The sequence below is a fragment of the Streptomyces sp. NPDC012466 genome (genome assembly GCF_042955215.1).
In the GTDB taxonomy this organism is placed as follows: domain Bacteria; phylum Actinomycetota; class Actinomycetes; order Streptomycetales; family Streptomycetaceae; genus Streptomyces.
This window is the reverse complement of the sequence record NZ_JBIBEQ010000018.1, coordinates 109,063-130,600: the sequence shown is the minus strand read 5'-3', so window position 1 is coordinate 130,600 and position 21,538 is coordinate 109,063. Positions and strand designations below refer to the sequence as shown.

The window sequence follows — 21,538 nt, the reverse complement described above, 5'->3', positions numbered from 1 at the left end:
AGCTCGGCGCGCATGAGCAGCGCCATCACACCACCGATGACGAAGAACGCGAACGACGTCACCAGGTACAGCGTGCCGATCGTCTTGTGATCCGTGGTCGTCAGCCACTTCAGGTGCCTCATGCCCCGCCTGTGTCCGAGCCCCGCCCGGACGTCACACTTCACCGACGCGACGAGAATCACGAAAACGGGTGTGACGATCGAGAAGGTGCCGGACACGAACGGGACATGAGCAACGACGAGATCTTCGCCGCTGCCTACCGCGAGCACTACTGGGCGGTCAGCCGCTATGTCGCCCGGCGGCTGGACGGGCGGGCCGGCGAGGTGGAGGAAGTGGTGGCGGAGGTGTTCACGGTCGCCTGGCGGCGCCGGGCCGACCTGCCCGCCGCCGCGCTGCCCTGGCTGTACGGCGTGGCACGCAACTGCCTGGCCAACGCGGTACGCGGCCATGGACGCCGCCGCCGGCTCGTCGACCGGCTCGGCAACGACGACACCGCCCACGGACGGCACATCGCGGCGGGCCCCGAGGCCGACACCCCCGGTGGCTGGGTGCACGAGGCACTCGCCCGGCTCTCGGCGGCCGACCAGGAGGTGCTGCGCCTGACGGCCTGGGAGCAACTCGGCATCGACGAAGTCGCCGTCGCCCTCGGCTGCGGCAGCCGGGCCGCCGCCATGCGGCTGCACCGGGCCCGGCGCCGCCTGAGAGCCGAGATCGACCGTATGCGTCCCGAGCCCCCGATCACCGAGCACTCCTGCGTGACCGCCCCGAAGGAACACGGCCATGGCTGACGAACTCGACCTGCTGCGCAGCGCCGACCCGGTGCCTTCCGGCGGCCCCCGCTTCGCCGACGGTCCCCTGGACCACAACGCCGAGCGCCAACTCGAACAGCTGATGCGGGACCGGGACGACCCGATCTCCGGGCGTCTGCCGGATCCGGGCGACCAGCTCCCCGGATCCCCGCGGGGTGGGCCGGGGCGGCTCTCCGGTCGTGTGCGGGACCGGCGGGGTCTGCCCTTCGGCCGCCTGCGGGACCGGCCGGACCGGCCTTCCGACCGCCCGCGGAACCAGCGGGACCGGCCTTCCGACCGCCCGCGGAACCAGCGGGACCGGCCTTCCGACCGCCTGCGGAACCAGCCGGACCAGCCTTCCGGCCGCCTGCTGCCCGGCTCCGGCCGGTCCCGGCCGCGGTCCGGGCCGGCGTGGGGGCCCCGGCTGGCCTGGGGGCTGGTCGCCACGGCCGTCGTCGCCGCCCTGACCCTCACCTTCGTGCTGAGCGGCCCGAGCACCACGCCCGCGGTCGCCGCGCCCCGCCCGCTGGTGATCGAGTCGGGTTCCACGCCCGTGCCCCTGGACCGGCTGGCCGAACGCGCCGCCGCCGTGGCCGGGGCCGACGGCGCGGCCCGTCTGCGCAAGGGCACGCACGTGCGGTCCTGGAGCCTCGGAATGTCGGACGACAAGCCCCCGATCACCCTGCCCGAGGAGCGCATCGTGCGCTGGCGGCCCGACGGCAGCCACACCGAGCTCGTCGTGGCGACCGACCCGAGGCACCCCGGCCGCCCGGTCCTCTCCGACTCGGGCGGCACACCGCGGCTCGTCGACGACCGGCATGTCCTCCTCGACCGGACGTACCCGCCGAGCTGGAGCGACGCCCCGCCGCAGTCGCCCCCGCCCCATGACGCGGCCCGGCTGCGTGCCTATCTCATGGAGGCCCGGTTCACCGACACGCCGTTGACGACGCCCGAACTGCTGGACGCCACGGCGATGCTGCTGGACAACTGGACCCTCGGGGCGCGCGAGAGCGCCGCGCTCGCCCGGCTCCTGGCCGGCGCCGAGGGGCTGCGGCCGGTGGGCCGGGTGACCGACCGGCTGGGCCGACGCGGCCAGGCCTATGTGAACGACGCGCGGGGCGTCCGCCGCATGCTGATCATGGACCCGGCCACCGGTGCCGTCCTCGGGCTGGAGAGCACCATCACGGAGCCGGAGCCCGCGTTCGGTGTCGAGGAGGGCGACGTCATGTCGTACAGCGCCTGGATGCGCTGATCACACCCCGACGGCACCGAGGTGCCGGGCGGCGGCCTCCACCGCCTGTCCCGGCAGCAATGGTGACCTGCTACTCGTCCCAGGCCTGGACCAGGGTCTGCTCGGCGATCTTGCCGTCGCGCAGCGCGATCATGGACTCGGACAGGACGCGCACTCCGTCCGCGTACTGGCAGCTCTCGCTGTAGGCGGCCTCGTCGCCCTGGATGACGCACCGCTCCAGCTTGTGCGACATGTCGCGGCTGTAGACGTCCTCCAGCATCCGGCCGATCTGGTCCCGGCCGTGCAGGACCTTGGGATGGCTGGGCTGGGTCGTGCGGTCCACGATGCGGATCTCCGCGTCGTCGGCGTACAGGGAGAGCAGGATGTCCGGGGTCTGGCCTTCCACGCCCCGGCGCAGGATCTCTCGGTCGAAGGCGGGGTCTGCCGCGGTTCCCATGATGACCTCCTTCGAAGGCCGCGACCCGGCGGGAACGGGCCGCGAGGGCCTCTCCTGTCGAGCCTCCTCCCGCCCGGCGGTCACGGCAAGTGCGGCCGGGACACTGGGCCTGTCGGGTGAGCGGCACCGTCCGCCCGTGTCCGCGGGGGACCCGTCCGCGTTGCGATAGGCATGATCTCAACACGACGTATCGTCGCCGCCGTTGGTCTCGCCGCTGGCGTCACCGGCCTCGTCGCGCCGATGGCGAACGCGGCCGACGCGGAAGCCAAGAGCCCGCTCAGCCCGATGGCCACGCTCGACTCGCTGACCGTGAGCGACATCCCCGCCGCGCACAAGGACGAGATCCCGCGGCCCTCCTCACAGCTGGCCGGGCTCAACCGCCTCAACGACCTCGACCAGCTGAACCAGGTCGTCGGCCTGGTCTCACCGGTCTTCGGCTTCCTTCCGAACGTCCGCTGACGGCCGCGCGTGGGTGAGGGCCGCCCGGGTCCGGGCGGCCCTCACCCACGCCCGGACTCAGTCCGCCGTGGCGAGGAACTGCGTCGCCGCCAGCTCCGCGTACAGCGGATCGGCCGTCACGAGCTCACGGTGCGTACCGACGGCCCGGACCCGGCCCGCGTCCATCACCACGATCCGGTCGGCCATCGTCACCGTGGACAGCCGGTGCGCCACGACGAGGACCGTGGTCGTGCGCGCCACGTCCGCGACGGTGTCGCGCAGCGCCGCCTCGTTCACCGCGTCCAGCTGCGAGGTGGCCTCGTCGAGCAGCAGCAGCCGGGGGCGGCGCAGCAGCGCGCGGGCGATGGCGACGCGCTGCCGCTCACCGCCCGACAGCTTGGTGCCGCGGTGCCCGACGAGCGTGTCGAGGCCACCGGGCAGCCGGGAAACCAGGTCGTCGAGACGGGTCGTCTTGAGCACCCGCGCGAGGGCGCCCTCGTCCGCTTCCGGATTGCCCAGCAGCAGGTTGTCCCGCAGGGAGCCCGACAGGACCGGCGCGTCCTGCTCCACGTAGCCGATCGCGGCGCGCAGCCGGGGCAGCTCCCAGTCGTTCAGGTCCCGCCCGTCCAGCGTGATCACGCCGGACTCGGGGTCGTAGAACCGCTCGATCAGGGAGAAGACGGTGGTCTTGCCGGCGCCGGACGGGCCGACGAACGCCGTCATGCCCTGCGCGGGCACGGTGAACGTCACTCCGTGGTGGACGTAGGGCAGGTCGTCGGCGTAACGGAAGCGGACGTCGTGGAACGCGAGGGCGGCGGGCTGTGCGCCCGGGGAGGGCAGCGGCGCGGCCTCGGCGGCCGGCTCGGCGGGCAGGCGCAGCGCCTCCTCGATGCGGGTGAGGGCCGCGGCGCCCGTCTGGTACTGGGTGATGGCGCCGACGACCTGCTGTATCGGTGACATCAGGTAGAAGACGTACAGCAGGAACGCGACCAGCGTGCCCACGTCGACCGCGCCGGTCGCGACCCGGGCGCCGCCGACGGCGAGCACCGTGATGAAGGCGATCTGCATGGAGAGCCCCGCCGTGTTGCCGGCGGCCGCCGACCACTTGGCGGCGCGCACGCTCTGCCGCCAGGACTCCTGCGCCGCCTCGTGCAGCGTCCGCTCCTCGCGGTGCTCCGCCCCGGACGCCTTCACGGTGCGCAGGGCGCCGAGGATCCGCTCCAGCGACGCGCCCATGACCCCCACCGCGGTCTGCGCCTCCCGGCTCGCCTTGTTGATGCGCGGCACGATCACCCCGAGGACCACGCCCGCGCCCAGGATCACGGCCAGGGTGACGCCCAGCAGCACGGCGTCCACCAGGCCCATCATCACCACCGTCGCGACGAGCGTGAGGCCGCCCGTGCCCAGGCCGACCAGCGAGTCGGTGGTGACCGCGCGCAGCAGGGTGGTGTCGGAGGTGATGCGGGCCATCAGGTCCCCGGGTTCGCTGCGGTCCACGGCCGTGATGCGCAGCCGCAGCAGATACGACGACAGGGCGCGCCGCGCGCCGAGCACCACCGACTCGGCGGTGCGGGTCAGCACGTACGAACCCAGCGCGCCCACCGCCGCGTTGGCCACGACCAGGGCCGACATGGCGAGCAGGGCGCCGGTGATGGCCCGGTCGTGCGACAGGTCGTCGATCAGGCCCCGCGCGACCAGCGGCAGCAGCAGCCCGGTCGCCCCGGTGACCAGTGAGAGCAGCGCGCCGGCGAACAGGGACCAGCGGTGCGGCCGTACGTATCCGAGCAGCTGCCGCCACGCGGGTGTGGCGGTCTGGGTCTCTGCGATGCTCACGGCGCTCCTTCGGCGTCGGCGGAGCGTTCAGGCTACGTCGCCGCCGACCCGTGCGGCCTGCCCTTTCCGCGCAGCCGAGGGTGGCCGGTTGGTGCCCCTTACCGATCAGTCGCGCGTAGGGTCGGAAAGGAACGGACCCCGGCCGACGAAGGAGTCAGCACCATGGCCCAGGAAGTACGCGGCGTGATCGCACCCGGCAAGGACGAGCCGGTGCGGATCGAGACGGTCGTGGTGCCCGACCCGGGCCCCGGCGAGGCCGTGGTGCGGGTGCAGGCCTGCGGGGTGTGCCACACCGACCTGCACTACAAGCAGGGCGGCATCAACGACGAGTTCCCGTTCCTGCTGGGCCACGAGGCCGCGGGCGTGGTCGAGACGGTCGGCGCCGGCGTCACCGATGTCGAGCCCGGTGACTTCGTGATCCTCAACTGGCGGGCGGTGTGCGGGAAGTGCCGGGCCTGTCTGCGCGGGCGGCCCTGGTACTGCTTCGACACCCACAACGCCGGGCAGAAGATGACCCTCGCCTCGACCGGCCAGGAGCTGTCCCCGGCCCTCGGCATCGGCGCCTTCGCGGAGAAGACGCTGGTCGCGGCCGGGCAGTGCACCAAGGTCGACCCGGGTGTGGCCCCGCAGGTGGCCGGGCTGCTGGGCTGCGGTGTGATGGCCGGCATCGGCGCCGCGATCAACACCGGGAACGTCGGCCGGGGCGACTCGGTCGCCGTCATCGGCTGCGGCGGTGTCGGCGACGCGGCCATCGCGGGATCGCACCTGGCCGGAGCGGCGACGATCATCGCCGTCGACATCGACGACCGCAAGCTTCAGACCGCCCGGTCCATGGGCGCCACCCACACCGTCAACTCGCGCGAGAGCGACCCGGTCGAGGCGATCCGCGAGCTCACCGGCGGCTTCGGCGCCGACGTCGTCATCGAGGCCGTCGGCCGCCCGGAGACGTACAAGCAGGCCTTCTACGCTCGCGACCTCGCCGGCACGGTCGTCCTCGTCGGCGTCCCCACGCCCGAGATGAAGCTCGACCTCCCGCTGCTCGACGTCTTCGGCCGCGGCGGAGCACTGAAGTCGAGCTGGTACGGCGACTGCCTGCCCTCCCGCGACTTCCCGATGCTGATCGACCTGCATCTGCAGGGGCGTCTGGACCTCGGGGCGTTCGTCACCGAGACGATCCAGCTCGACGAGGTGGAGAAGGCATTCGAGCGGATGCACCACGGCGACGTGCTGCGCTCGGTGGTGGTGCTGTGATGACGACGCGTATCGAACACCTCGTCACGTCCGGACAGTTCAGCCTCGACGGCGGCACCTGGGACGTCGACAACAACGTGTGGATCGTCGGCGACGACCAGGAGGTGATCGTCATCGACGCCGCCCACGACGCCGACGCCATCGCCGAGGCCGTCGGGGACCGCCGGCTGACGGCCATCGTGTGCACGCACGCCCACAACGACCACATCGACGCCGCCCCCGCCCTCGCCGAGCGCACCGGCGCCACCATCTGGCTGCACCACGACGACCTGCCGCTGTGGAAGCAGACCCACCCGGACCGCGAACCCGATGCCTGGCTGGTGGACGGCCAGGTGATCGAGGCCGGCGGCGCCGACCTGCGGGTGATGCACACCCCGGGGCACGCGCCCGGCGCGGTCTGCCTCTACGACCCGGGACTGGGCACCGTCTTCACCGGCGACACCCTGTTCCAGGGCGGCCCCGGCGCCACCGGCCGTTCCTTCTCGCACTTCCCGACGATCATCGACTCGATCCGCGACCGGCTGCTCACGCTGCCGCCCGGGACGACGGTCCGCACCGGCCACGGCGACTCCACCACCGTCGGCGCCGAGGCCCCGCACCTGGAGGAATGGATCGCCCGGGGCCACTGATCGCGTGTCGCCGGTAAAAGGCGACAGAAGATGTCCGGCTTACCCGTCACGCTGAAGGCGGCAAGCAGTCAGCTCACGGGAGGTCGGACATGTCAGCTCCGTTGCAGGGCAAGGTCGCACTGGTCGCCGGTGCGACCCGGGGCGCCGGGCGGGGGATCGCCGTCGAACTCGGCGCGGCCGGCGCCACGGTCTACGTCACCGGCCGCACCACGCGCGCCCGCCGCTCGGAGTACGACCGGCCCGAGACCATCGAGGACACCGCCGACCTGGTGACCGCCGCCGGCGGCCGGGGTATCGCCGTTCCCACCGACCACCTGGACCGGGCGCAGGTCAAGGCGCTCGTGGACAGGGTCGCGGACGAACAGGGCCGCCTCGACGTCCTCGTCAACGACATCTGGGGCGGCGAGAAGCTCTTCGAGTGGGAGACCCCGCTCTGGGAGCACGACCTCGACAACGGCCTGCGCCTGCTCAAGCTCGCCGTCGAGACGCACGCCGTCACCAGTCACCACGCCCTGCCCCTGCTGCTGCGCAACCCCGGCGGCCTGGTCGTCGAGGTCACCGACGGCACCGCCGAGTACAACGCGGAGAACTACCGCAACAGCTTCTTCTACGACCTCGCCAAGGCGTCCGTGCTGCGCATGGCGTTCTCCCTCGGGCACGAACTCGGCCCGCGAGGCGCCACCGCCGTCGCCCTCACTCCGGGCTGGATGCGCTCGGAGATCATGCTGGACGCCTTCGGTGTGCGCGAGGAGAACTGGCGCGACGCCCTGGAGCGCGTCCCCCACTTCGCCATCTCCGAGACCCCGCACTACGTGGGCCGGGCCGTGGCCGCACTCGCCGCCGACGCGGACGTGGCGCGCTGGAACGGGCAGTCGCTCTCCAGTGGCGGACTCGCCCAGGAGTACGGCTTCACCGACCTCGACGGCAGCCGCCCGGACGCCTGGCGCTACCTGGTGGAGGTCCAGGACGCGGGCAAGCCGGCGGACACGGCCGGCTACCGCTGACGCCCCGCGGACCTGACCTCCGTAATCAACCGCTATGCGGAGATATACCCCACCTCGTACCGGTGGGGTATGTCACTGTTCCGTCGCAGCGCGGCCGACAGCACAACCGGAACCCGCCTCCGCCCGTCTAGCTGGCAGACATCGCACACTCACTTTCGCGAAAGGGCATGACCAGCCATGGGGGACGTACGCAGACGGAGTGCCGTCGCACTGGGGATCACCGGACTGGTGGCACCGCTCACGCTCGCGCTCGGCGCCACGCCGGCCGCCGCCGCCAGCTGCACCACGCAGGCCGGCCCGTACCAGAAGCAGGTGGAGAAGTTCCTCGGCCGTCCGGTCGACGGCAAGCAGTCCGCCGCCGACTGCAAGGCCATCAAGGCCTTCCAGACCAAGCACGGCATCTCCCCGAACATCGGCTACGCCGGTTCCGTCACCTGGGGCGTGATGGACCTGATGCAGAAGCAGAAGGCCGTCGGGAAGAACCCCAACAAGGACGGCAAGTGCCCGGTGAACAAGGGCCGGATCGCCTGTGTGAACCTGACGCTCCAGCTGAGCTGGATCCAGGACGGCGAGAAGCTCGTCTACGGTCCCGTCCCGGTGCGCACCGGCCGCGACGGGTACGAGACCCGCACCGGCCTGAAGAAGATCTACTGGCGCAACATCGACCACGTCTCGTCCATCTACGACGTGCCGATGCCCTACGCCCAGTTCTTCGACGGCGGCCAGGCCTTCCACTCCGTCGGCGTCAGCATGTGGAACCCGCCGGGCTCGCACGGCTGCACCAACATGACCAAGACCGACGCCAAGAAGTACTGGTCGCTGCTGAAGAAGGGCGACGACGTCTTCGTCTACGGCCGCAAGCCGGGCACCTGATCCCAGGAACCCGGCCCGCACCGGACGTCCCCCTACCGGGGAGCGTCCCCGAAGTCCGGGATCTCCAGCCTGACCCCGCCCTGCTGCGCTGACTCGTGCGCGATGATGCCCGGCAGGGTGTAGCGGGCGGCCACCCACGCGTTCACCGACGGCAGCGTGCGGTCGTTGACGGCGGTGACGAAGTCGTCCACCAGGAAGTGGTGGCTGCCCTCGTGGCCGTTGTGGAGGTGGTCGAACTCCCGCGGCAGCCGCGCCCGGTCGTGCACGGGAGCCGACCCGGAGGTGAAGGCGGCCCGCAGCTCCGGCGCGATGTGCTGCAGTGACGGATCGTCAGGGGACATCGTGGGCTTGGGCTCCAGCAGTTCGCTGATGTCCTTCACTCCCTGCTTGTCCTGCCACAGGGCGACCGTGGCGAGCTGCTCCATGCTCGCCTCGGTGCCGAAGAAGCGGAAGCGAGACTCCCGTATGTGTGAGGGGTAGCCGACCCGCCGGAACTCGTTCGTACGGAACGAACCGCCGCCCGCCACCTCGAACAGCGCCGTGGCGTTGGAGACGTCGTTGCCGAACTGGCTGACGTCCTTGTCGAAGACGCCGTCGCCCCGGTCGTCGACGACACCGATCGCCGACACGCTCACCGCGTGCGTCTTCCAGGCGCCCAGCACCCCGCCGACCGCGTGCGTCGGGTACAGCAGCGGGGGATAGCTGGCGGTCGCCTTCCAGTTCTCGCCGCCGCTGTACTGGTACGCCTCGTAGAACCCCAGGTCCATGTCGTGGACGTAGTCGCCCTCGGCGTAGAAGAGCCGTCCGAAGGCGCCCTCGGCGATCTGGTTGCGGGCGTGGACCGTGGCCGGGTTGTACTCGCTGGTCTCGCCCATCATGTAGGTCAGTCCGGTGGCCTTGACCGTGTCGATGATCGCCGCGATCTCCTCCGTGGTGATCGCCATGGGGACCGCCGAGTACACGTGCTTGCCGGCGTTGAGACCTTGGAGCACCAGCGGCCCGTGCGTCCAGCGCTGGGTGAAGATCGCGACGGCGTCGACGTCCTCCGACTCCAGCATGGCCTGGTAGGACGGGAAAGTACCCGCCAGTCCCTGGGCGGAGGCGAGGTGTGCGGCCCGCTCGGGCAGCAGGTCGGTGACGTGGACGGCGCTGACGCCGGGGTGGGCCTGGAACAGGGTGGCGAACTGGCCCGAGAACTGTCCGGCGCCGACGATGCCGAGGGAGAACGTCATGGAACGCGTGCCCTTCACTGGGAGAGGATCAGGTTGATCTGTTCATTGGTCCGGTCGAGGCTGCTCACGGGCTTTCCGTTGCCGTAGATGTCCTCCATCGCGGGCGACATCAGCGCCGTCATGTCCGCCGAGTAGCTGGCGATCGGGTAGGAGAAGGTCCGGAAGCGCTTCTTGTCGGCCACGGGCTCGGTGAACGCCGAGACGTCGATGCCCTTCTTCCGGTACGCGGCGACGGCCGCCGCGGTCCCGGCCGGGGTGGCGGGGAAGACGACCCCGGACCTGCCGACGACGGTCTGGCACCGGTCCGAGGCCAGGTAGGCCACCCACTTGCGGGCGCCCGCCTTGTTCTTGGAGGCCTTGGTGATGGAGTCGGCGAGCCCGTTCATCATGGTGGCGCGCTTGCCGGTCGGGCCGGCCGGCGTCAGGGCGGTCCTGATGTCCTTGCCCTTGAAGCCCGCGTACGTGGAGATCATCCAGGCTCCGTCGAACGCCGTGGCCGCCTTGCCCGCCGCGACCTGGGTGTTCGCCTGGTTGGACTGGACGTTGTAGTCGGACAGCGGCGGCATGTAACCCTTCTTCGCCAGGCCGAAGTACCACTGGATCACGGACTGGAAGGTCTTGTTGTCGTACTGGTACTTCGTGCCCCAGCGCGGCTTGTCGAGGTAACTCCAGCCGGCGGAGGCGGCGAAGTTGCTCCACTGGGTCTGGCCGTCGCCGAACCCGCCGCCGTTGCTGGCGAGGCCGTACACCTTGACGTTGTTCTTGTCGAAGCCCGGCTCGTCGCCCCGCTTGCCGTTCTTGTCGACGGTGAGACGCGCGATGGCCTTCTCGAAGGTGCCGCCGTCCTTCGGGTTCCAGGAGAGGCCGTTGAGCTGCTCGGCCGTGAGACCGGCGTCCTTCGTCAGTTTCTCGTTGTAGAAGAGCGCGACGGTGTCCCAGTCCTTCGGCGCGCCGTAGCGGTGGCCGTCCTGACCGACCCAGTTGGCGGCTAGGCCCGGCTGGTAGTCGGAGTCCTGGATGCCGAGGTCGTCGAGCGGTTCGAGGACCTTCAGGTCGGCGAACTGGCCGAAGTTCTGGATGTGGTCGGTGAACACGTCCGGCTGGGTGCCCGCGATGAACCCGGCGGTGAGCTTGGTCCAGTAGTCGCTCCAGCCCAGCTGCGTGATCTTCACCTTCAGTGAGGGGTTCTTCTTCTCGAACCCCTTCGCGCAGGCCTGGTAGGCGGGCAGCTGGTTGGCGTCCCAGAGCCAGTACGTGACGGTGTGCGCGGAAGAACCGGCGGCACCTCCCTGCGCGCATCCGCTGACCAGGGACAGCGCCAGCGCTCCGGTCGCCGCGACGAGCGGACGAAGTCGAATTCGCATCACGGTCCCCTTACTTGATGCCGGTGAAGCCGATGGAGCTGACGATGCGGCGGGCGAAGCAGGCGAACAGCACCAGCATCGGCAGCGCGGCGATCAGCGTCGCGGCCATGAGCCCGGACCAGTCGACGCCGGTCGCCGGGGTCTGTGCCCGGAAGACCGCCAGCGCCACGGTCAGCACCCGCGAGCTGTCGCTGTAGGAGACCATCAGCGGCCAGAAGTAGTCGTTCCAGGAGGTGATGTACGTCAGCACGGCCAGCGTGATGATCGGCGTGGAGGCCATGGGCAGGACCACCCGGAAGAAGATCTTGATCTTCCCGGCGCCGTCGAGCAACGCGGCCTCCTCGACCTCCCGGGGGATGTTCATGAAGAACTGCCTCAGGAAGAACACCGCGAACGGGGTCATGAACAGGCTGGGCAGCGCGATGCCGAGGAGCGTGTCCACCAGGTGCAGCTGCTTGATGAGCACGAAGTTCGGCAGCAGCGTGAAGATGGTCGGCACCATCATCCCGGCCAGGAACAGACCGAACACCTTGTCCCTGCCCCGCCAGCGCAGCCGCGAGAAGGCGTAGGCGGCCATCGCGGAGAAGAAGATCTGACAGCCGGTGATCAGGGTCGAGACCAGCACCGAGTTGAGCAGGTAGCGCCAGAAGTCCAGCCCGCCCCCCGCGCCGCCCTGCGCGATCGCCTCCTCGGCAGGCTGGAGGCCCAGGGCCCGTTCGAAGCCGCTGGTGGTGAGGTCCACCGGCAGGGGGTTGGTGGGGTCGGCGCTCAGGCCGGCGTTGGTGGACAGCGCGGTGCGCAGGATCCAGTAGAACGGCAGCAGGGTGATGAGGACGATCAGGCCCATCGCGGTCCAGGCGGCGGCCCGCCCGAAGGGGAACCCGCGCCGGACCGCCCGCAGCGTCGTCGGCGTCGTTGTCGTCACAGCAGCCATGGCGGTGTGTCTCCTTCCGTCAGCCGAGATCGGTCCGGCCGGCCCGGGTGAGCCGGTACTGCAGGACGGTGATCGCGCTCAGCACGACCAGCAGGGCGACGGACATGGCCGAGGCGTAGCCGAACTGGAAGCGGCCGAAGGCGGAGCCGTAGATGTAGTACTGCAGGACGTTGGTCGCGTTGGCAGGTCCGCCCGCGGTGGTCACGGCGACGGTGTCGAACACCTGGAACGACCCGATCACCGTCATGATCAGCACGACCGCGAGCACCGGCCGCAGCAGCGGCATGGTGATCCGCCAGAACATCCGCCACTCGCTCGCGCCGTCCACCCGCGCCGCCTCGTACATGTCGTTCGGGATGGCCTGGAGGCCGGCGAACAGCAGCAGAGCGGTGTACCCCACGTGCCGCCACACGTTGATGAGCGCGATGGTCGGGATCGCCCACGTCTCGTCCGCGAGGAACGGGATGCGGTCCGCGCCGAGACCGCTGATGATCTCGTTGCCGATGCCGAGCTGGGTGTCGAGGATCCAGAGCCAGACGAGACCGGCGACGACGTTCGACATCAGATACGGCGTCAGCACGATCCCGCGCAGCATCGCCGACTGCGTCAGCCGCTGGAGCAGGACGGCCATGGCGAGCGCCGCTACCGTCTGGACGCCGATGTTGATGACGACGTACTCGACGGTGACCCACAGGGAGTCCCAGAAGACGGGGTCGTTGACCATGCGGACGTAGTTGTCCAGGCCCACCCACTCCGCCGGTGTCAGAAGGTTGAAGCGGGTGAAACTCAGATAGATGCCCCGCAGGGTCGGCCACAGCAGGAAGACCAGGAAGCCGAGCAGCGCCGGCGCGATGAAGAAGGCGGCCAGCCGCCCGTCTCCCCGGTCCTCGCCGGACACCCCTTGCCGTGCCCTGGTCCTGCTCTCGGCCTCCGCGGCGCCGCCCGTGGGCAGACGCGACGGAGGACTGCTGGAGGCGATGGTCATCGGGAGACTCCCTCGCTGCGGCGGCTCGTCCTCTGGCGGCACTTACTTTTGGTGCGAAACAATTGCTGCGTCAAGGGGCCTGCGAACATCTTTTCCCAGGAACCGTCACCGACCTAGAGTGGTCCTGTTGGTTTCAGTACGAAAAAAAGGCTGAGGGAGTCGGACGTACATGACCGAAGGCACCGCCGGCTGGTTGCCGCTGAGCCCGGGGGAGCGCTCCGTGGCGATCGAGGTGCTCGTCCACGGCCCGCTGTCGCGCACGGAACTCGCCCGCAGGCTGGGCCTGTCGGCCGGCAGTCTCACCCGGCTGACCAAGCCGCTGATCGAGTCGGGCCTGCTGGTCGAGGTACCCGAGGCGGGGGTGCCCGCGGAGGCGCGGCAGGGCCGCCCCTCCCAGCCGCTGGACGTCGTCGCCGACTCGGACTTCTTCCTCGGCTTCAAGATCACCGAGGACACGGTCTACGGCGTGGTCACCACCCTGCGGAGCCACATCGTCGCCCGCCACGACCGCCCGCTCACCACCCACGACCCCGCCGAAGTCGCCGACGTGCTGGCCGAGATGACAGCCGAACTCGCCAAGGACCACCCTCGGCTCGCCGGGATCGGCATCGGGGTCGGCGGCTTCGTCCAGGACCGTGCCGTGGTGGGCGAGTCCCCCTTCCTGCTGTGGCGTGACGTCCCCCTGGCCGACCTGGTGGCGGAGCGCACCGGGCTGCCGGTGTTCGTCGAGAACGACGTCGCCGCCCTGGTCGAGGCCGAGACCTGGTTCGGTGCCGGGCGGGGCCTGGACCGCTTCGCCGTCCTCACCATCGGCGCCGGCCTCGGCTACGGGCTCGTCCTGGGCGGCAAGCGGGTGCCCTTCGCGGAGGAGGACCGGGGCTTCGGCCGGCACTGGATCGTGGACCCCCACGGGCCGCTCACCCCGGACGGCAGGCGGGGCAGCGCCGTCTCGCTGCTGACCATCCCCAGCATCCGCTACCAGATCCGGGCCGCCACCGGCAGCGACCGGACCTACGAGGAGATCCTCGCCCTGGCCGCGGCCGGGGACCCGATGTGCGCCCGGGTCGTCACGGAGGCCGCGCGAGCCCTGGGCACGCTCGTCGCGCAGATCTCCAACTTCGTGATGCCGCAGAAGATCCTGCTCGCGGGGGAGGGGGTGGGGCTGATGGACGTGGCCCGCGCGACGGTCGAGGGGACGGTCCGCGACCACCGGCACCCGCTGGCCGCCCCGGTCGACCTGGAGACGAAGGTGTCCGACTTCCACGACTGGGCCCGTGGTGCCGCCGTGTTGGCCATCAAGGTGCTGGTGCTGGGATCGGCCGAAGCGTGAACGACGGTGAACGCCTCGGCGGCGAAAGGTACTCGCAGGCGGTGGATGTGAACAGGCTCACGTTTACCGGGAGATGGACGTGATCAGCAACACTGTCCGGAATGTCCCATTAGCTCGTGATTACTCACATCGCCTTCACGTCCGGCGACGTATGCTTCACAGCATGTCCACCACCGTTGAAACATCATCCGAGCGATCGGCTGACGAGGTCAACGAGGAGATCCGTGCGCTGTGGCGCCGGTCGGGCGGGACACTGAGCGTCGAGCAGCGCGAGGAGTATCAGCGGCTCGTCCTGGAGTGGGCCTCCGCGGCCCCGCAGTAGGCGTCCGCAGCCCGACCCTCGTCCTGGTCCGTTGACGCATCGGTCCCTCGCCCAGGGGCACCCCTGATCGAATGGGTGCCCTTCTCGCACTGTCCTCGGCCGTCGTCTACGGCATCGTCGACTTCACGGGCGGCGTGCTGTCCCGGCGCGTGCCTCACACCGCCGTCACCTTCTACGGCCAGCTCGGCGGGCTGCTGCTGGCCGTAGCCGCCGCCCTCCTCCTGCCCGCCGGTGCCGTCCACCCCGCCGACCTGGGGTGGGGCGCCCTGTCCGGTGTCGGCAGCGGCACGGCCATGTGGTTCCTCAACCGCGGGCTGAGCCGGGGGGACATGAGCGTCGTGGTGCCGGTGAGCGCGGTCACCGGTGTCGCGCTGTCGGTGCTCTGCGGGGTCCTCGTCCTCGGTGACCGCCCGGGCGCCGTCGCCTGGCTGGGTATCGCCGTCACGGTGCCCGCGCTCTGGTTCGTCGCCGGTGGCGGGACCGGTGCGGGAAAGGGGGCGGCGGACGGGCTCGTCGCCAGTCTGGGCGTGGCCGTGCAGTACCTCGCCCTCGGCCAGGCCGGGCCCGCGAGCGGGCTGTGGCCCGTCGCAGCCGGCCGGGTCGCCGCGGTCCTCGTCCTCCTGCCGGACGCGGCACGTCATGCCCGCCGCCTGAAGCTGCCGCCGGTGCGCCGCGCCCAGGCCGTCCTCATCGGGGCCGGGGCCGCCCTCGGCCTCGTGCTGTATCTGCTCGCGGTCCAGCGGCAGTTGCTGGCCGTCGCCGTCGTCCTGGCCTCCCTCTACCCGGCCCTTCCCGTGGTGCTCGGACTCGTCCTGCTGCACGAGCGGATCAGCCGCCGTCAGGCGGTGGGGCTGCTGGGGGCGGGTATCGCGACCGTGCTGCTCACCCTGGGCTGAGGGGAGCGACCGGCCGCCGCGGGCCGCCGGGTTCATCCCCACGTGGCCGAGTAGTACTGCCGATACGCCTTGCGGTCCTGCTCCGCGCGGATCCACCGGGTCGCCACCAGGGCGACGAGGCTGCCCGCGATGACGAGCATCCCGGGGCCCACATTGCGCGGGTCGGTGAGGCGGCTCAGCAGCGTCGACACGTCGGTGCCCGTGATCGGCGCCGTCGAGCCCGGGGAGGCGGCACCCGGCGAGGCCGACGGTGCCGGCGCGGCGCCCGTGCCACCGGCCGACCTGGCCACGATCAGCTTGACTCCCAGCTCGGTCAGCGCCTTGGTCACCGGCTGGAAGAACGTCGTGCCGCCCGCCCTGCAGTCGCCGCTGCCGCCCGATGTCACGCCGAGCGCGACGCCGTCGGCGAACATCGGGCCTCCGCTGTCGCCCGGTTCGGCGCACACGTTCGTCTCGATGAGCCCCGTGACGGTGCCCTCGGGGTAGTTCACCGTCGCGTTGAGCGCGGTCACCTCTCCCTCGCGCAGTCCGCTGGTGCTGCCGCTGCGGAAGATCTTCTGCCCGACCTCCGCATCGGCGACGCCCGTGATCCGCACGCCCTTGCCGTCACCGACCGCCACGATGTCCGCGCCCTTGCCCGCGCGGCCGCCGTCGTACTTCACCAGGGAGTAGTCGTCGCCGGGAAAGCTGCCCTTGAGCGACGTGCCGACCTGGCTCCGGCCACGGTCGTCGGCGAACCAGACGGACCCGTCGGGCCCGCAGTGCCCGGCCGTGAGGATGAAGTCGCTCGTCCCGTCGGTCACGTTGAACCCCGCCGAACAGCGCCCGGCGGTCGACAGGATGGGCTGCGCGCCGTTGAGACGTGTCGTGAACGTGCCCTCGGTGCGCTCCATGCGTACGAAGGAGCCGATGCCCTCGGCGACCTCGGTCATCCGGGACCAGTCGGAGGCGGAGACGGTGCTGTCGCCCCTGACCACCACCTGGTTGCTCTTGTAGTCCAGGGCCCACGAGGTTCCGGGGACCCTGGGGGCCGAACGCAAGGTGGCCGCCGCCGACTTGAGGTCGCTCATGCTGTGGCTGACCATCTTGGCCCGTGCGCCGGCGCGCTTCACCTCAGCGGCCGCCTTCTCGTCGGTGACCGCGACGACCGGCCGTCCCGCCGAGTCCACCCAGCTGCCGGCCGTGCGGGAGTTCCCGAGCCGGGACACCAGGTCGGTGCCCTCACCGGTCGCCGGCGGCGCAGTGAACGGGACGCCGATGGTCGGGGCAGGGGGCTCGCTCGCCACGGCGTTGGTGACCATCGCTCCTCCGAGGAGGAGTCCGCCGACGGCCGCCAGCCGTGTCACTCGCCGGACGACCCGTCGTCGTGCGTGCCTCATGCATGGCTCCCGAACCCGAACATCACGGTGCGAACATCACGGTGCGAACACCGCGGAGCCCTCCTTGAGTTGAGTGCCCCTCATCCATACGGGGTGAAGCCGTGCCGCGTTCAGCGCACCGGTGATCTCTTCGGCCTCACCCGGCCACCGGGGGCCGCGAGCAGGGCCCCGCTGCGGGCGTCTCCCCACACCGAGTCCGGATCGACATAGGGCCGAAGCAAGGCGGTGAGCGCCGGGTCCCCGCGGCCGTTCAGCTCGTCGGAGGCGATCTTGCGGGCGATCCCGGCGAGGAAGTCCGCGACCTGCACCCGCGCGTCGTCGCGTGCGACGACGAGCCGCACCCCGGCCAGGCCGATCCCGGCCCGCCGGGCCGTCCCCTCGATCCACGCGATGCGGTCCGGCGTCAGCATGTTCTGCCGGTCGTGCACGAGTCGGAGCGGCCGTCCGTTTCCACACCAGAGCGCGGCCGTCCGCACGATCGCCGGGAGCAGCGGATTGAGCAGCGGGATCAGGGGCGGCCCGGACAGCAACCCGTCCCGGTAGGACACCGCGCGGGGCCGGGTCGCCGCGAGCCGCGCCAGAATCCCTGCCGCGTCCGTCCGCGGATGCGCGCGGCGCAGGGCGTCGACCGTGCCGTAGAAGGCGTCCACCGGGTCCCCGTCGTGGCGCACCCGCAGCAGTCGGTTGGCGGCCTCCAGGAACGCCCGCCAGCCGTCCTCCCCGAAGGCCGGGCGCCCCGCGCGGAACAGGGTGATCGCCTCGGCCGGGTCGCCCAGCAGCAGGCCGACGGCCCGGTCCACCACGAAGAAGGTCTTCTCCATGAGGTGCACCCGCGCCTGACCGTGGATCGGCCCCTCCGGCGCGAGAAGCCACTCCAGCACCGCGCGGTGCTTCTCCCGCAACAGGTGGTTCGCCTTGTACTCCTCGGCCGGTGAGCGGATCCGGTCCCGGATCTCTCCCACCGTCGCCGCGGCCGAGGCCACGGACAGCGAGACACCGGCGTGCGCGAACACGTCGGTGTTCCCGCCGGTGAGGTTCTCACCGTCCGACCCCGACTCGTCGCAGGCGACCTCCAGGACCGCGCCCGCCGCCCCGCCCCGCTCCCGGTCCGCCAGATTCCCGCTCACCGCACAGCCCCCTATCGTGTGCCCATGACCAGGATCCCGCACGAGTCGTCCGGTGAACCGAATCCCCTGCAGGCCCTCACGCTGGACCGCCTCCGGCAGCGCACCAGCGTCAAGTGGCGCACGTATCCCGAGGACGTGCTGCCGCTGTGGGTGGCCGAGATGGACGTTCCGCTCGCCGAGCCCGTCGTGCGGGCCGTCACCGACGCGCTGCACCTCGGTGACACCGGCTACCCCGCCGGCACCGCCTACGCGGAGGCCATGGCCGCCTTCGCCGGGAAACGCTGGGGCTGGCACGGGCTCGCCGTGGAGCGCGCCGCGATCGTGCCCGACGTCATGCTGGGCGTCGTCGAGATGCTCAAACTGGTCACCGGCCCCGGCGACACGGTGATCGTCAACCCTCCCGTGTACCCGCCGTTCTACCCCTTCGTGGAGCACATGGACCGGCGGGTGGCCGAAGCTCCGCTCGGCGCGGACGGGCGGATCGACCTCGATGTCCTGGAGGACGCCTTCCGGCAGGCCGTGGCGGGTGGGCGACGGGCCGCACATCTGCTGTGCAGCCCCCACAACCCGACCGGTACCGTGCACACCGCCGAGGAACTGTCCGCCGTCGCCGGGCTCGCCGAGCGGTACGGCGTGCGCGTCGTCGCCGACGAGATCCACGCCCCGCTCGTGCTCGGCGGAGCCGGTTTCGTGCCGTATCTGAGCGTGCCGGGCGCCGAGCGCGGTCTGTCCCTGATGTCGGCGTCGAAGGGCTGGAACCTGCCCGGGCTCAAGGCCGCCCTCGCGATCGCCGGGCCGGGGGCCGCCGCCGACCTGGACCGGATGCCCGAGGAGGTGGGACACGGCCCCAGTCACGTCGCCGTCATCGCCCACACCGCCGCCCTGCGTGACGGCGTCACCTGGCTGGACGCCCTGCTGGCCGGCCTCGACGGCAACCGGCGGCTGCTCGCGGACCTGTTGGCCGAGCACCTGCCCGCGATCCGCTACCGGCCCGGCGACGCCACCTACCTGGCCTGGCTCGACTGCCGCGCCCTCGGGCTCGGCGACGACCCGGCCGACGTCTTCCTGCGCCGCGGCCGCGTCGCCCTCAACTCCGGCCTCCCCTTCGGCGCCGGCGGCACCGGCCACGTCCGCCTCAACCTCGCGGCCTCGACGGAGGTGCTCACGGAGGCGGTGGGCAGAATGACGGCGGCGCTGCGCTGACGCCGGGGACCCGCTCGTACACTTCCCGCCATGGACGACGGGACATTGGACGAACTCGGCGCGGGCAAGTACCTGCTCATCACCAGCTACCGCAAGAACGGTACGCCGGTCGCCACCCCCGTCTGGGTGGTACGCGACGGGGACGCGCTCGGTGCGTGGACGTCGGCCGAGTCCTGGAAGGTGAAGCGGATCCGCAACCGCGCCGACGTGCTGGTCGGCCCCTGCGACCTGCGCGGCAACCCCACCGGCGACCAGGTGCCCGCGACGGCGGAGATCTGCGACCCGGCCACCACCGCCCGCTACCGGAAACTGATCGCCCGCAAGTACGGCCTGACGGGCCGGCTGACCCTGCTCGGCAGCCGGCTGCGCCGGGGCCTGGACGGCACCGTGGGCATCCGCGTCACCCTCTGACCCCGGCAAGCGCTTTCGGCCGCGGGGGAGTGGACGCCCCGTGCGCGGGAAAGGGCATCTGCCATGAGCCGAACTCCCGTCCTGCGCGCAGCCGTCGTCGGCACCGGCCACCGGGCCCAGCTGTTCACCCGCGGTCTCGCCGAACGCCCCGGCCACGTCGTGGCCGCGCTGTGCGACCCCAGCCCGACCCGGATGGCCTTCCACAACCGGCTGCTGGCCGCGACCGGCGCACCGGCCGCCACCCCGTGGGAGCCGGACCACTTCACCGGCATGCTCACCGAGGAGGGCATCGACGAGGTCGTCGTCACCACCGTCGACGCCGAGCACGACCGCTACATCGTCCCCGCCCTGAAGGCGGGCTGCCGGGTCGTCACCGAGAAGCCGATGACCGTCGACGCCGGGCGCTGCGCCCGCATCCTCGACACCGTCCGCGAGACCGGCAACTCCCTGACGGTCGCCTTCAACTACCGCTTCAACCCCGTGCACGAGAAGGTCCGCGCCCTGCTCGCGGATGGCGCGGTCGGTGAGGTGCTGTCCGTTCACTTCGAGTGGCTGCTCGACGTACGGCACGGCGCCGACTACTTCCGCCGCTGGCACCGCGAGAAGCGACACAGCGGCGGCCTGATGGTGCACAAGTCCTCGCACCACTTCGACCTGGTGAACTGGTGGCTCGCCGACGAGCCCCGGGAAGCCTTCGGCTACGGGCGGCTCGGCTTCTACGGCCGCGAGGCGGGGGAGCGGCACGGACTGCGCCGGGACTACGACCGCGCCCACGGAGCCGAGCCGGCCGCCGACGACCCCTTCGCCCTGGACCTCACGTCCGACGACACCCTGCGCGCCCTCTACCTCGACGCCGAACACGAGGACGGCTATCTGCGGGACCGCAATGTCTTCGACGGGCCGGTCACCATCGAGGACGACATGTCCGTCCTCGTGCGCTACGCGCGCGGCGCGACCATGACGTACCACCTGACCGCCTACTCCCCGTGGGAGGGCTACCGGGTGATGTTCAACGGCAGCGCGGGCCGGCTGGAGCTGGAGGTCGAGGAAAGCCGCTGGCAGTCGCCGCGGACCCGGCTCACCCCGGCGGCCGTCGCGGTGCACGGGGACACGGCGGCCGAGCACGCGGGCGGCGCCCGTCTGACCCTGCGCCCGCTGTGGCGGCCCCCGGTGGAGGTGCCGCTCGCGGTCGCCCACGAGGCCCACGGCGGCGGCGATCCGCGCATGCTGGACGCCCTGTTCGGCCCCGCCGGCCCCACCCGTCCGGCGGACATCGCCGCCGGCACCCGCCCTGCGCCCACCGAACGCGACGGAGCACTCGCCCTCGCGGTCGGGCTGGCGGCCAACCGGAGCTTCGAGACGGGCCGGCCGGTGCGCACCGACGAGCTGCTCGCCGGCTGAGGGAAGGTCAGCTCCAGGCCCGGTACGGCTCGTCCAGCAGCTGGAAGACCGGCTCGCCCCGCACCGGGTCCTTGGCCGTGGACAGCCGTACCCGGTCCCCGCTGTGGATGCCGATCGGCGGTCCCATCACCCGGCCGCGCACCACGAACCCCTCGGCCATCTCGATCTGCGACACGTTCCGTGCCGCCGGGGTGTTGCGGTGCACCACCGTGGAGTGGCGGACGGTGCCCGTGCCCTCGGCGCGCTCCGTGCGCAGTTCACTGCCCCGGCAGACCGGACACAGCAGCCGGTGGTACATGGCGGTGCCGCACCAGGTGCAGCGCTGGAAGAGGATGGCCTCCGCGTTCTGGCCCCTCGGGTCGAGCAGACCCGTCGCGGAGCCGGCTGCCTGCTGAGCGACGCTTCCTGAGTGGTACACGCTGGTCAACTCCCTGCACTCGGCCGGAATCC

At 71.4% G+C, this 21,538-nt stretch carries 22 protein-coding genes; 13 read left to right on the top strand and 9 right to left on the bottom strand.

Annotation, left to right across the window (positions count from 1 at the left end; translation table 11 throughout):
* The first annotated feature begins 227 nt into the window (after positions 1-227).
* Both ACFY9E_RS39590 and ACFY9E_RS39585 read left to right on the top strand, forming a co-directional pair.
* Entirely contained in the window at positions 228-788 is a 561-nt protein-coding gene (locus ACFY9E_RS39590) for a sigma-70 family RNA polymerase sigma factor (RefSeq protein WP_390993401.1), read from the top strand.
* Positions 781-2,040, top strand: coding sequence for a CU044_5270 family protein (locus ACFY9E_RS39585; protein ID WP_390993399.1), 1,260 nt, complete (start codon positions 781-783; stop codon positions 2,038-2,040). Before ACFY9E_RS39590 ends, ACFY9E_RS39585 begins: the two co-directional genes overlap by 8 nt.
* 70 nt (positions 2,041-2,110) lie before the next feature.
* On the opposite strand, the gene ACFY9E_RS39580 is transcribed toward ACFY9E_RS39585, so the two are convergent.
* Positions 2,111-2,476 (bottom strand): nuclear transport factor 2 family protein, encoded by a 366-nt coding sequence (locus ACFY9E_RS39580; RefSeq protein WP_390993397.1) that lies wholly within the window; start codon positions 2,474-2,476, stop codon positions 2,111-2,113.
* A gap of 171 nt (positions 2,477-2,647) precedes the next feature.
* On the opposite strand from ACFY9E_RS39580, the gene ACFY9E_RS39575 reads away from it, so the two are divergent.
* Positions 2,648-2,935 (top strand): hypothetical protein, encoded by a 288-nt coding sequence (locus ACFY9E_RS39575; protein ID WP_030847599.1) that lies wholly within the window; start codon positions 2,648-2,650, stop codon positions 2,933-2,935.
* 57 nt (positions 2,936-2,992) lie between these two features.
* On the opposite strand, the gene ACFY9E_RS39570 is transcribed toward ACFY9E_RS39575, so the two are convergent.
* A complete protein-coding gene (locus ACFY9E_RS39570; protein ID WP_390993395.1) occupies positions 2,993-4,747 on the bottom strand; it encodes an ABC transporter transmembrane domain-containing protein in 1,755 nt (584 codons plus the stop codon).
* 162 nt (positions 4,748-4,909) lie between these two features.
* Here ACFY9E_RS39570 and ACFY9E_RS39565 point away from each other — a divergent pair, with 162 nt between their 5' ends.
* From ACFY9E_RS39565 to ACFY9E_RS39550, 4 genes are all read left to right on the top strand, one after another.
* Positions 4,910-5,998: an S-(hydroxymethyl)mycothiol dehydrogenase gene (locus ACFY9E_RS39565; RefSeq protein ID WP_390993393.1), complete on the top strand. Its 1,089-nt coding sequence runs from the start codon at positions 4,910-4,912 to the stop codon at positions 5,996-5,998.
* A complete protein-coding gene (locus ACFY9E_RS39560; protein WP_390993391.1) occupies positions 5,998-6,627 on the top strand; it encodes an MBL fold metallo-hydrolase in 630 nt (209 codons plus the stop codon). Before ACFY9E_RS39565 ends, ACFY9E_RS39560 begins: the two co-directional genes overlap by 1 nt.
* Positions 6,628-6,716: 89 nt before the next feature.
* Positions 6,717-7,631: an SDR family oxidoreductase gene (locus tag ACFY9E_RS39555; protein ID WP_390993389.1), complete on the top strand. Its 915-nt coding sequence runs from the start codon at positions 6,717-6,719 to the stop codon at positions 7,629-7,631.
* Between the two features lie 177 nt (positions 7,632-7,808).
* The gene (locus ACFY9E_RS39550; RefSeq protein WP_390993387.1) at positions 7,809-8,504 is read left to right on the top strand and encodes a L,D-transpeptidase family protein; all 696 of its coding nucleotides are present in this window, start codon (positions 7,809-7,811) and stop codon (positions 8,502-8,504) included.
* A gap of 32 nt (positions 8,505-8,536) precedes the next feature.
* Here ACFY9E_RS39550 and ACFY9E_RS39545 read toward each other — a convergent pair whose 3' ends face one another.
* The 4 genes from ACFY9E_RS39545 to ACFY9E_RS39530 are packed head-to-tail and all read right to left on the bottom strand — an operon-like array spanning position 8,537 to position 13,019.
* Positions 8,537-9,736, bottom strand: coding sequence for a Gfo/Idh/MocA family oxidoreductase (locus tag ACFY9E_RS39545; RefSeq protein WP_390993385.1), 1,200 nt, complete (start codon positions 9,734-9,736; stop codon positions 8,537-8,539).
* A gap of 14 nt (positions 9,737-9,750) precedes the next feature.
* Positions 9,751-11,100: an extracellular solute-binding protein gene (locus ACFY9E_RS39540; protein WP_390993383.1), complete on the bottom strand. Its 1,350-nt coding sequence runs from the start codon at positions 11,098-11,100 to the stop codon at positions 9,751-9,753.
* Positions 11,101-11,110: 10 nt separating this feature from the next.
* Positions 11,111-12,034: an ABC transporter permease subunit gene (locus ACFY9E_RS39535; protein ID WP_390993381.1), complete on the bottom strand. Its 924-nt coding sequence runs from the start codon at positions 12,032-12,034 to the stop codon at positions 11,111-11,113.
* A 19-nt stretch (positions 12,035-12,053) separates the two neighbouring features.
* Positions 12,054-13,019 (bottom strand): ABC transporter permease subunit, encoded by a 966-nt coding sequence (locus ACFY9E_RS39530; protein ID WP_390993379.1) that lies wholly within the window; start codon positions 13,017-13,019, stop codon positions 12,054-12,056.
* A 169-nt stretch (positions 13,020-13,188) separates the two neighbouring features.
* On the opposite strand from ACFY9E_RS39530, the gene ACFY9E_RS39525 reads away from it, so the two are divergent.
* The 3 genes from ACFY9E_RS39525 (at position 13,189) to ACFY9E_RS39515 (ending at position 15,567) form a co-directional block, all read left to right on the top strand.
* A complete protein-coding gene (locus ACFY9E_RS39525; RefSeq protein ID WP_390993377.1) occupies positions 13,189-14,349 on the top strand; it encodes an ROK family protein in 1,161 nt (386 codons plus the stop codon).
* 163 nt (positions 14,350-14,512) lie between these two features.
* Positions 14,513-14,671, top strand: a complete 159-nt coding sequence (locus ACFY9E_RS39520) for a hypothetical protein (protein ID WP_180989589.1) — start codon at positions 14,513-14,515, stop codon at positions 14,669-14,671.
* A 71-nt stretch (positions 14,672-14,742) separates the two neighbouring features.
* A complete protein-coding gene (locus ACFY9E_RS39515; protein ID WP_390993375.1) occupies positions 14,743-15,567 on the top strand; it encodes an EamA family transporter in 825 nt (274 codons plus the stop codon).
* Between the two features lie 32 nt (positions 15,568-15,599).
* On the opposite strand, the gene ACFY9E_RS39510 is transcribed toward ACFY9E_RS39515, so the two are convergent.
* Both ACFY9E_RS39510 and ACFY9E_RS39505 read right to left on the bottom strand, forming a co-directional pair.
* A complete protein-coding gene (locus ACFY9E_RS39510) occupies positions 15,600-16,946 on the bottom strand; it encodes an alpha-lytic protease prodomain-containing protein (RefSeq protein ID WP_390993373.1) in 1,347 nt (448 codons plus the stop codon).
* 110 nt (positions 16,947-17,056) lie between these two features.
* Positions 17,057-18,073: a hypothetical protein gene (locus ACFY9E_RS39505; protein ID WP_390993372.1), complete on the bottom strand. Its 1,017-nt coding sequence runs from the start codon at positions 18,071-18,073 to the stop codon at positions 17,057-17,059.
* A gap of 24 nt (positions 18,074-18,097) precedes the next feature.
* On the opposite strand from ACFY9E_RS39505, the gene ACFY9E_RS39500 reads away from it, so the two are divergent.
* From ACFY9E_RS39500 to ACFY9E_RS39490, 3 genes are all read left to right on the top strand, one after another.
* The gene (locus ACFY9E_RS39500) at positions 18,098-19,276 is read left to right on the top strand and encodes an aminotransferase class I/II-fold pyridoxal phosphate-dependent enzyme (protein ID WP_390993370.1); all 1,179 of its coding nucleotides are present in this window, start codon (positions 18,098-18,100) and stop codon (positions 19,274-19,276) included.
* A 30-nt stretch (positions 19,277-19,306) separates the two neighbouring features.
* The gene (locus ACFY9E_RS39495) at positions 19,307-19,687 is read left to right on the top strand and encodes a PPOX class F420-dependent oxidoreductase (RefSeq protein WP_390993368.1); all 381 of its coding nucleotides are present in this window, start codon (positions 19,307-19,309) and stop codon (positions 19,685-19,687) included.
* A gap of 63 nt (positions 19,688-19,750) precedes the next feature.
* Positions 19,751-21,088 (top strand): Gfo/Idh/MocA family oxidoreductase, encoded by a 1,338-nt coding sequence (locus tag ACFY9E_RS39490; RefSeq protein ID WP_390993366.1) that lies wholly within the window; start codon positions 19,751-19,753, stop codon positions 21,086-21,088.
* A 7-nt stretch (positions 21,089-21,095) separates the two neighbouring features.
* Here the strand turns inward: ACFY9E_RS39490 and ACFY9E_RS39485 are convergent, their stop codons facing one another.
* Positions 21,096-21,506 carry a zinc ribbon domain-containing protein gene (locus tag ACFY9E_RS39485; RefSeq protein ID WP_390993364.1) on the bottom strand — a complete coding sequence of 137 codons (411 nt, stop codon included), beginning with the start codon at positions 21,504-21,506 and terminating at the stop codon, positions 21,096-21,098.
* Between the last annotated feature and the right edge of the window lie 32 nt (positions 21,507-21,538).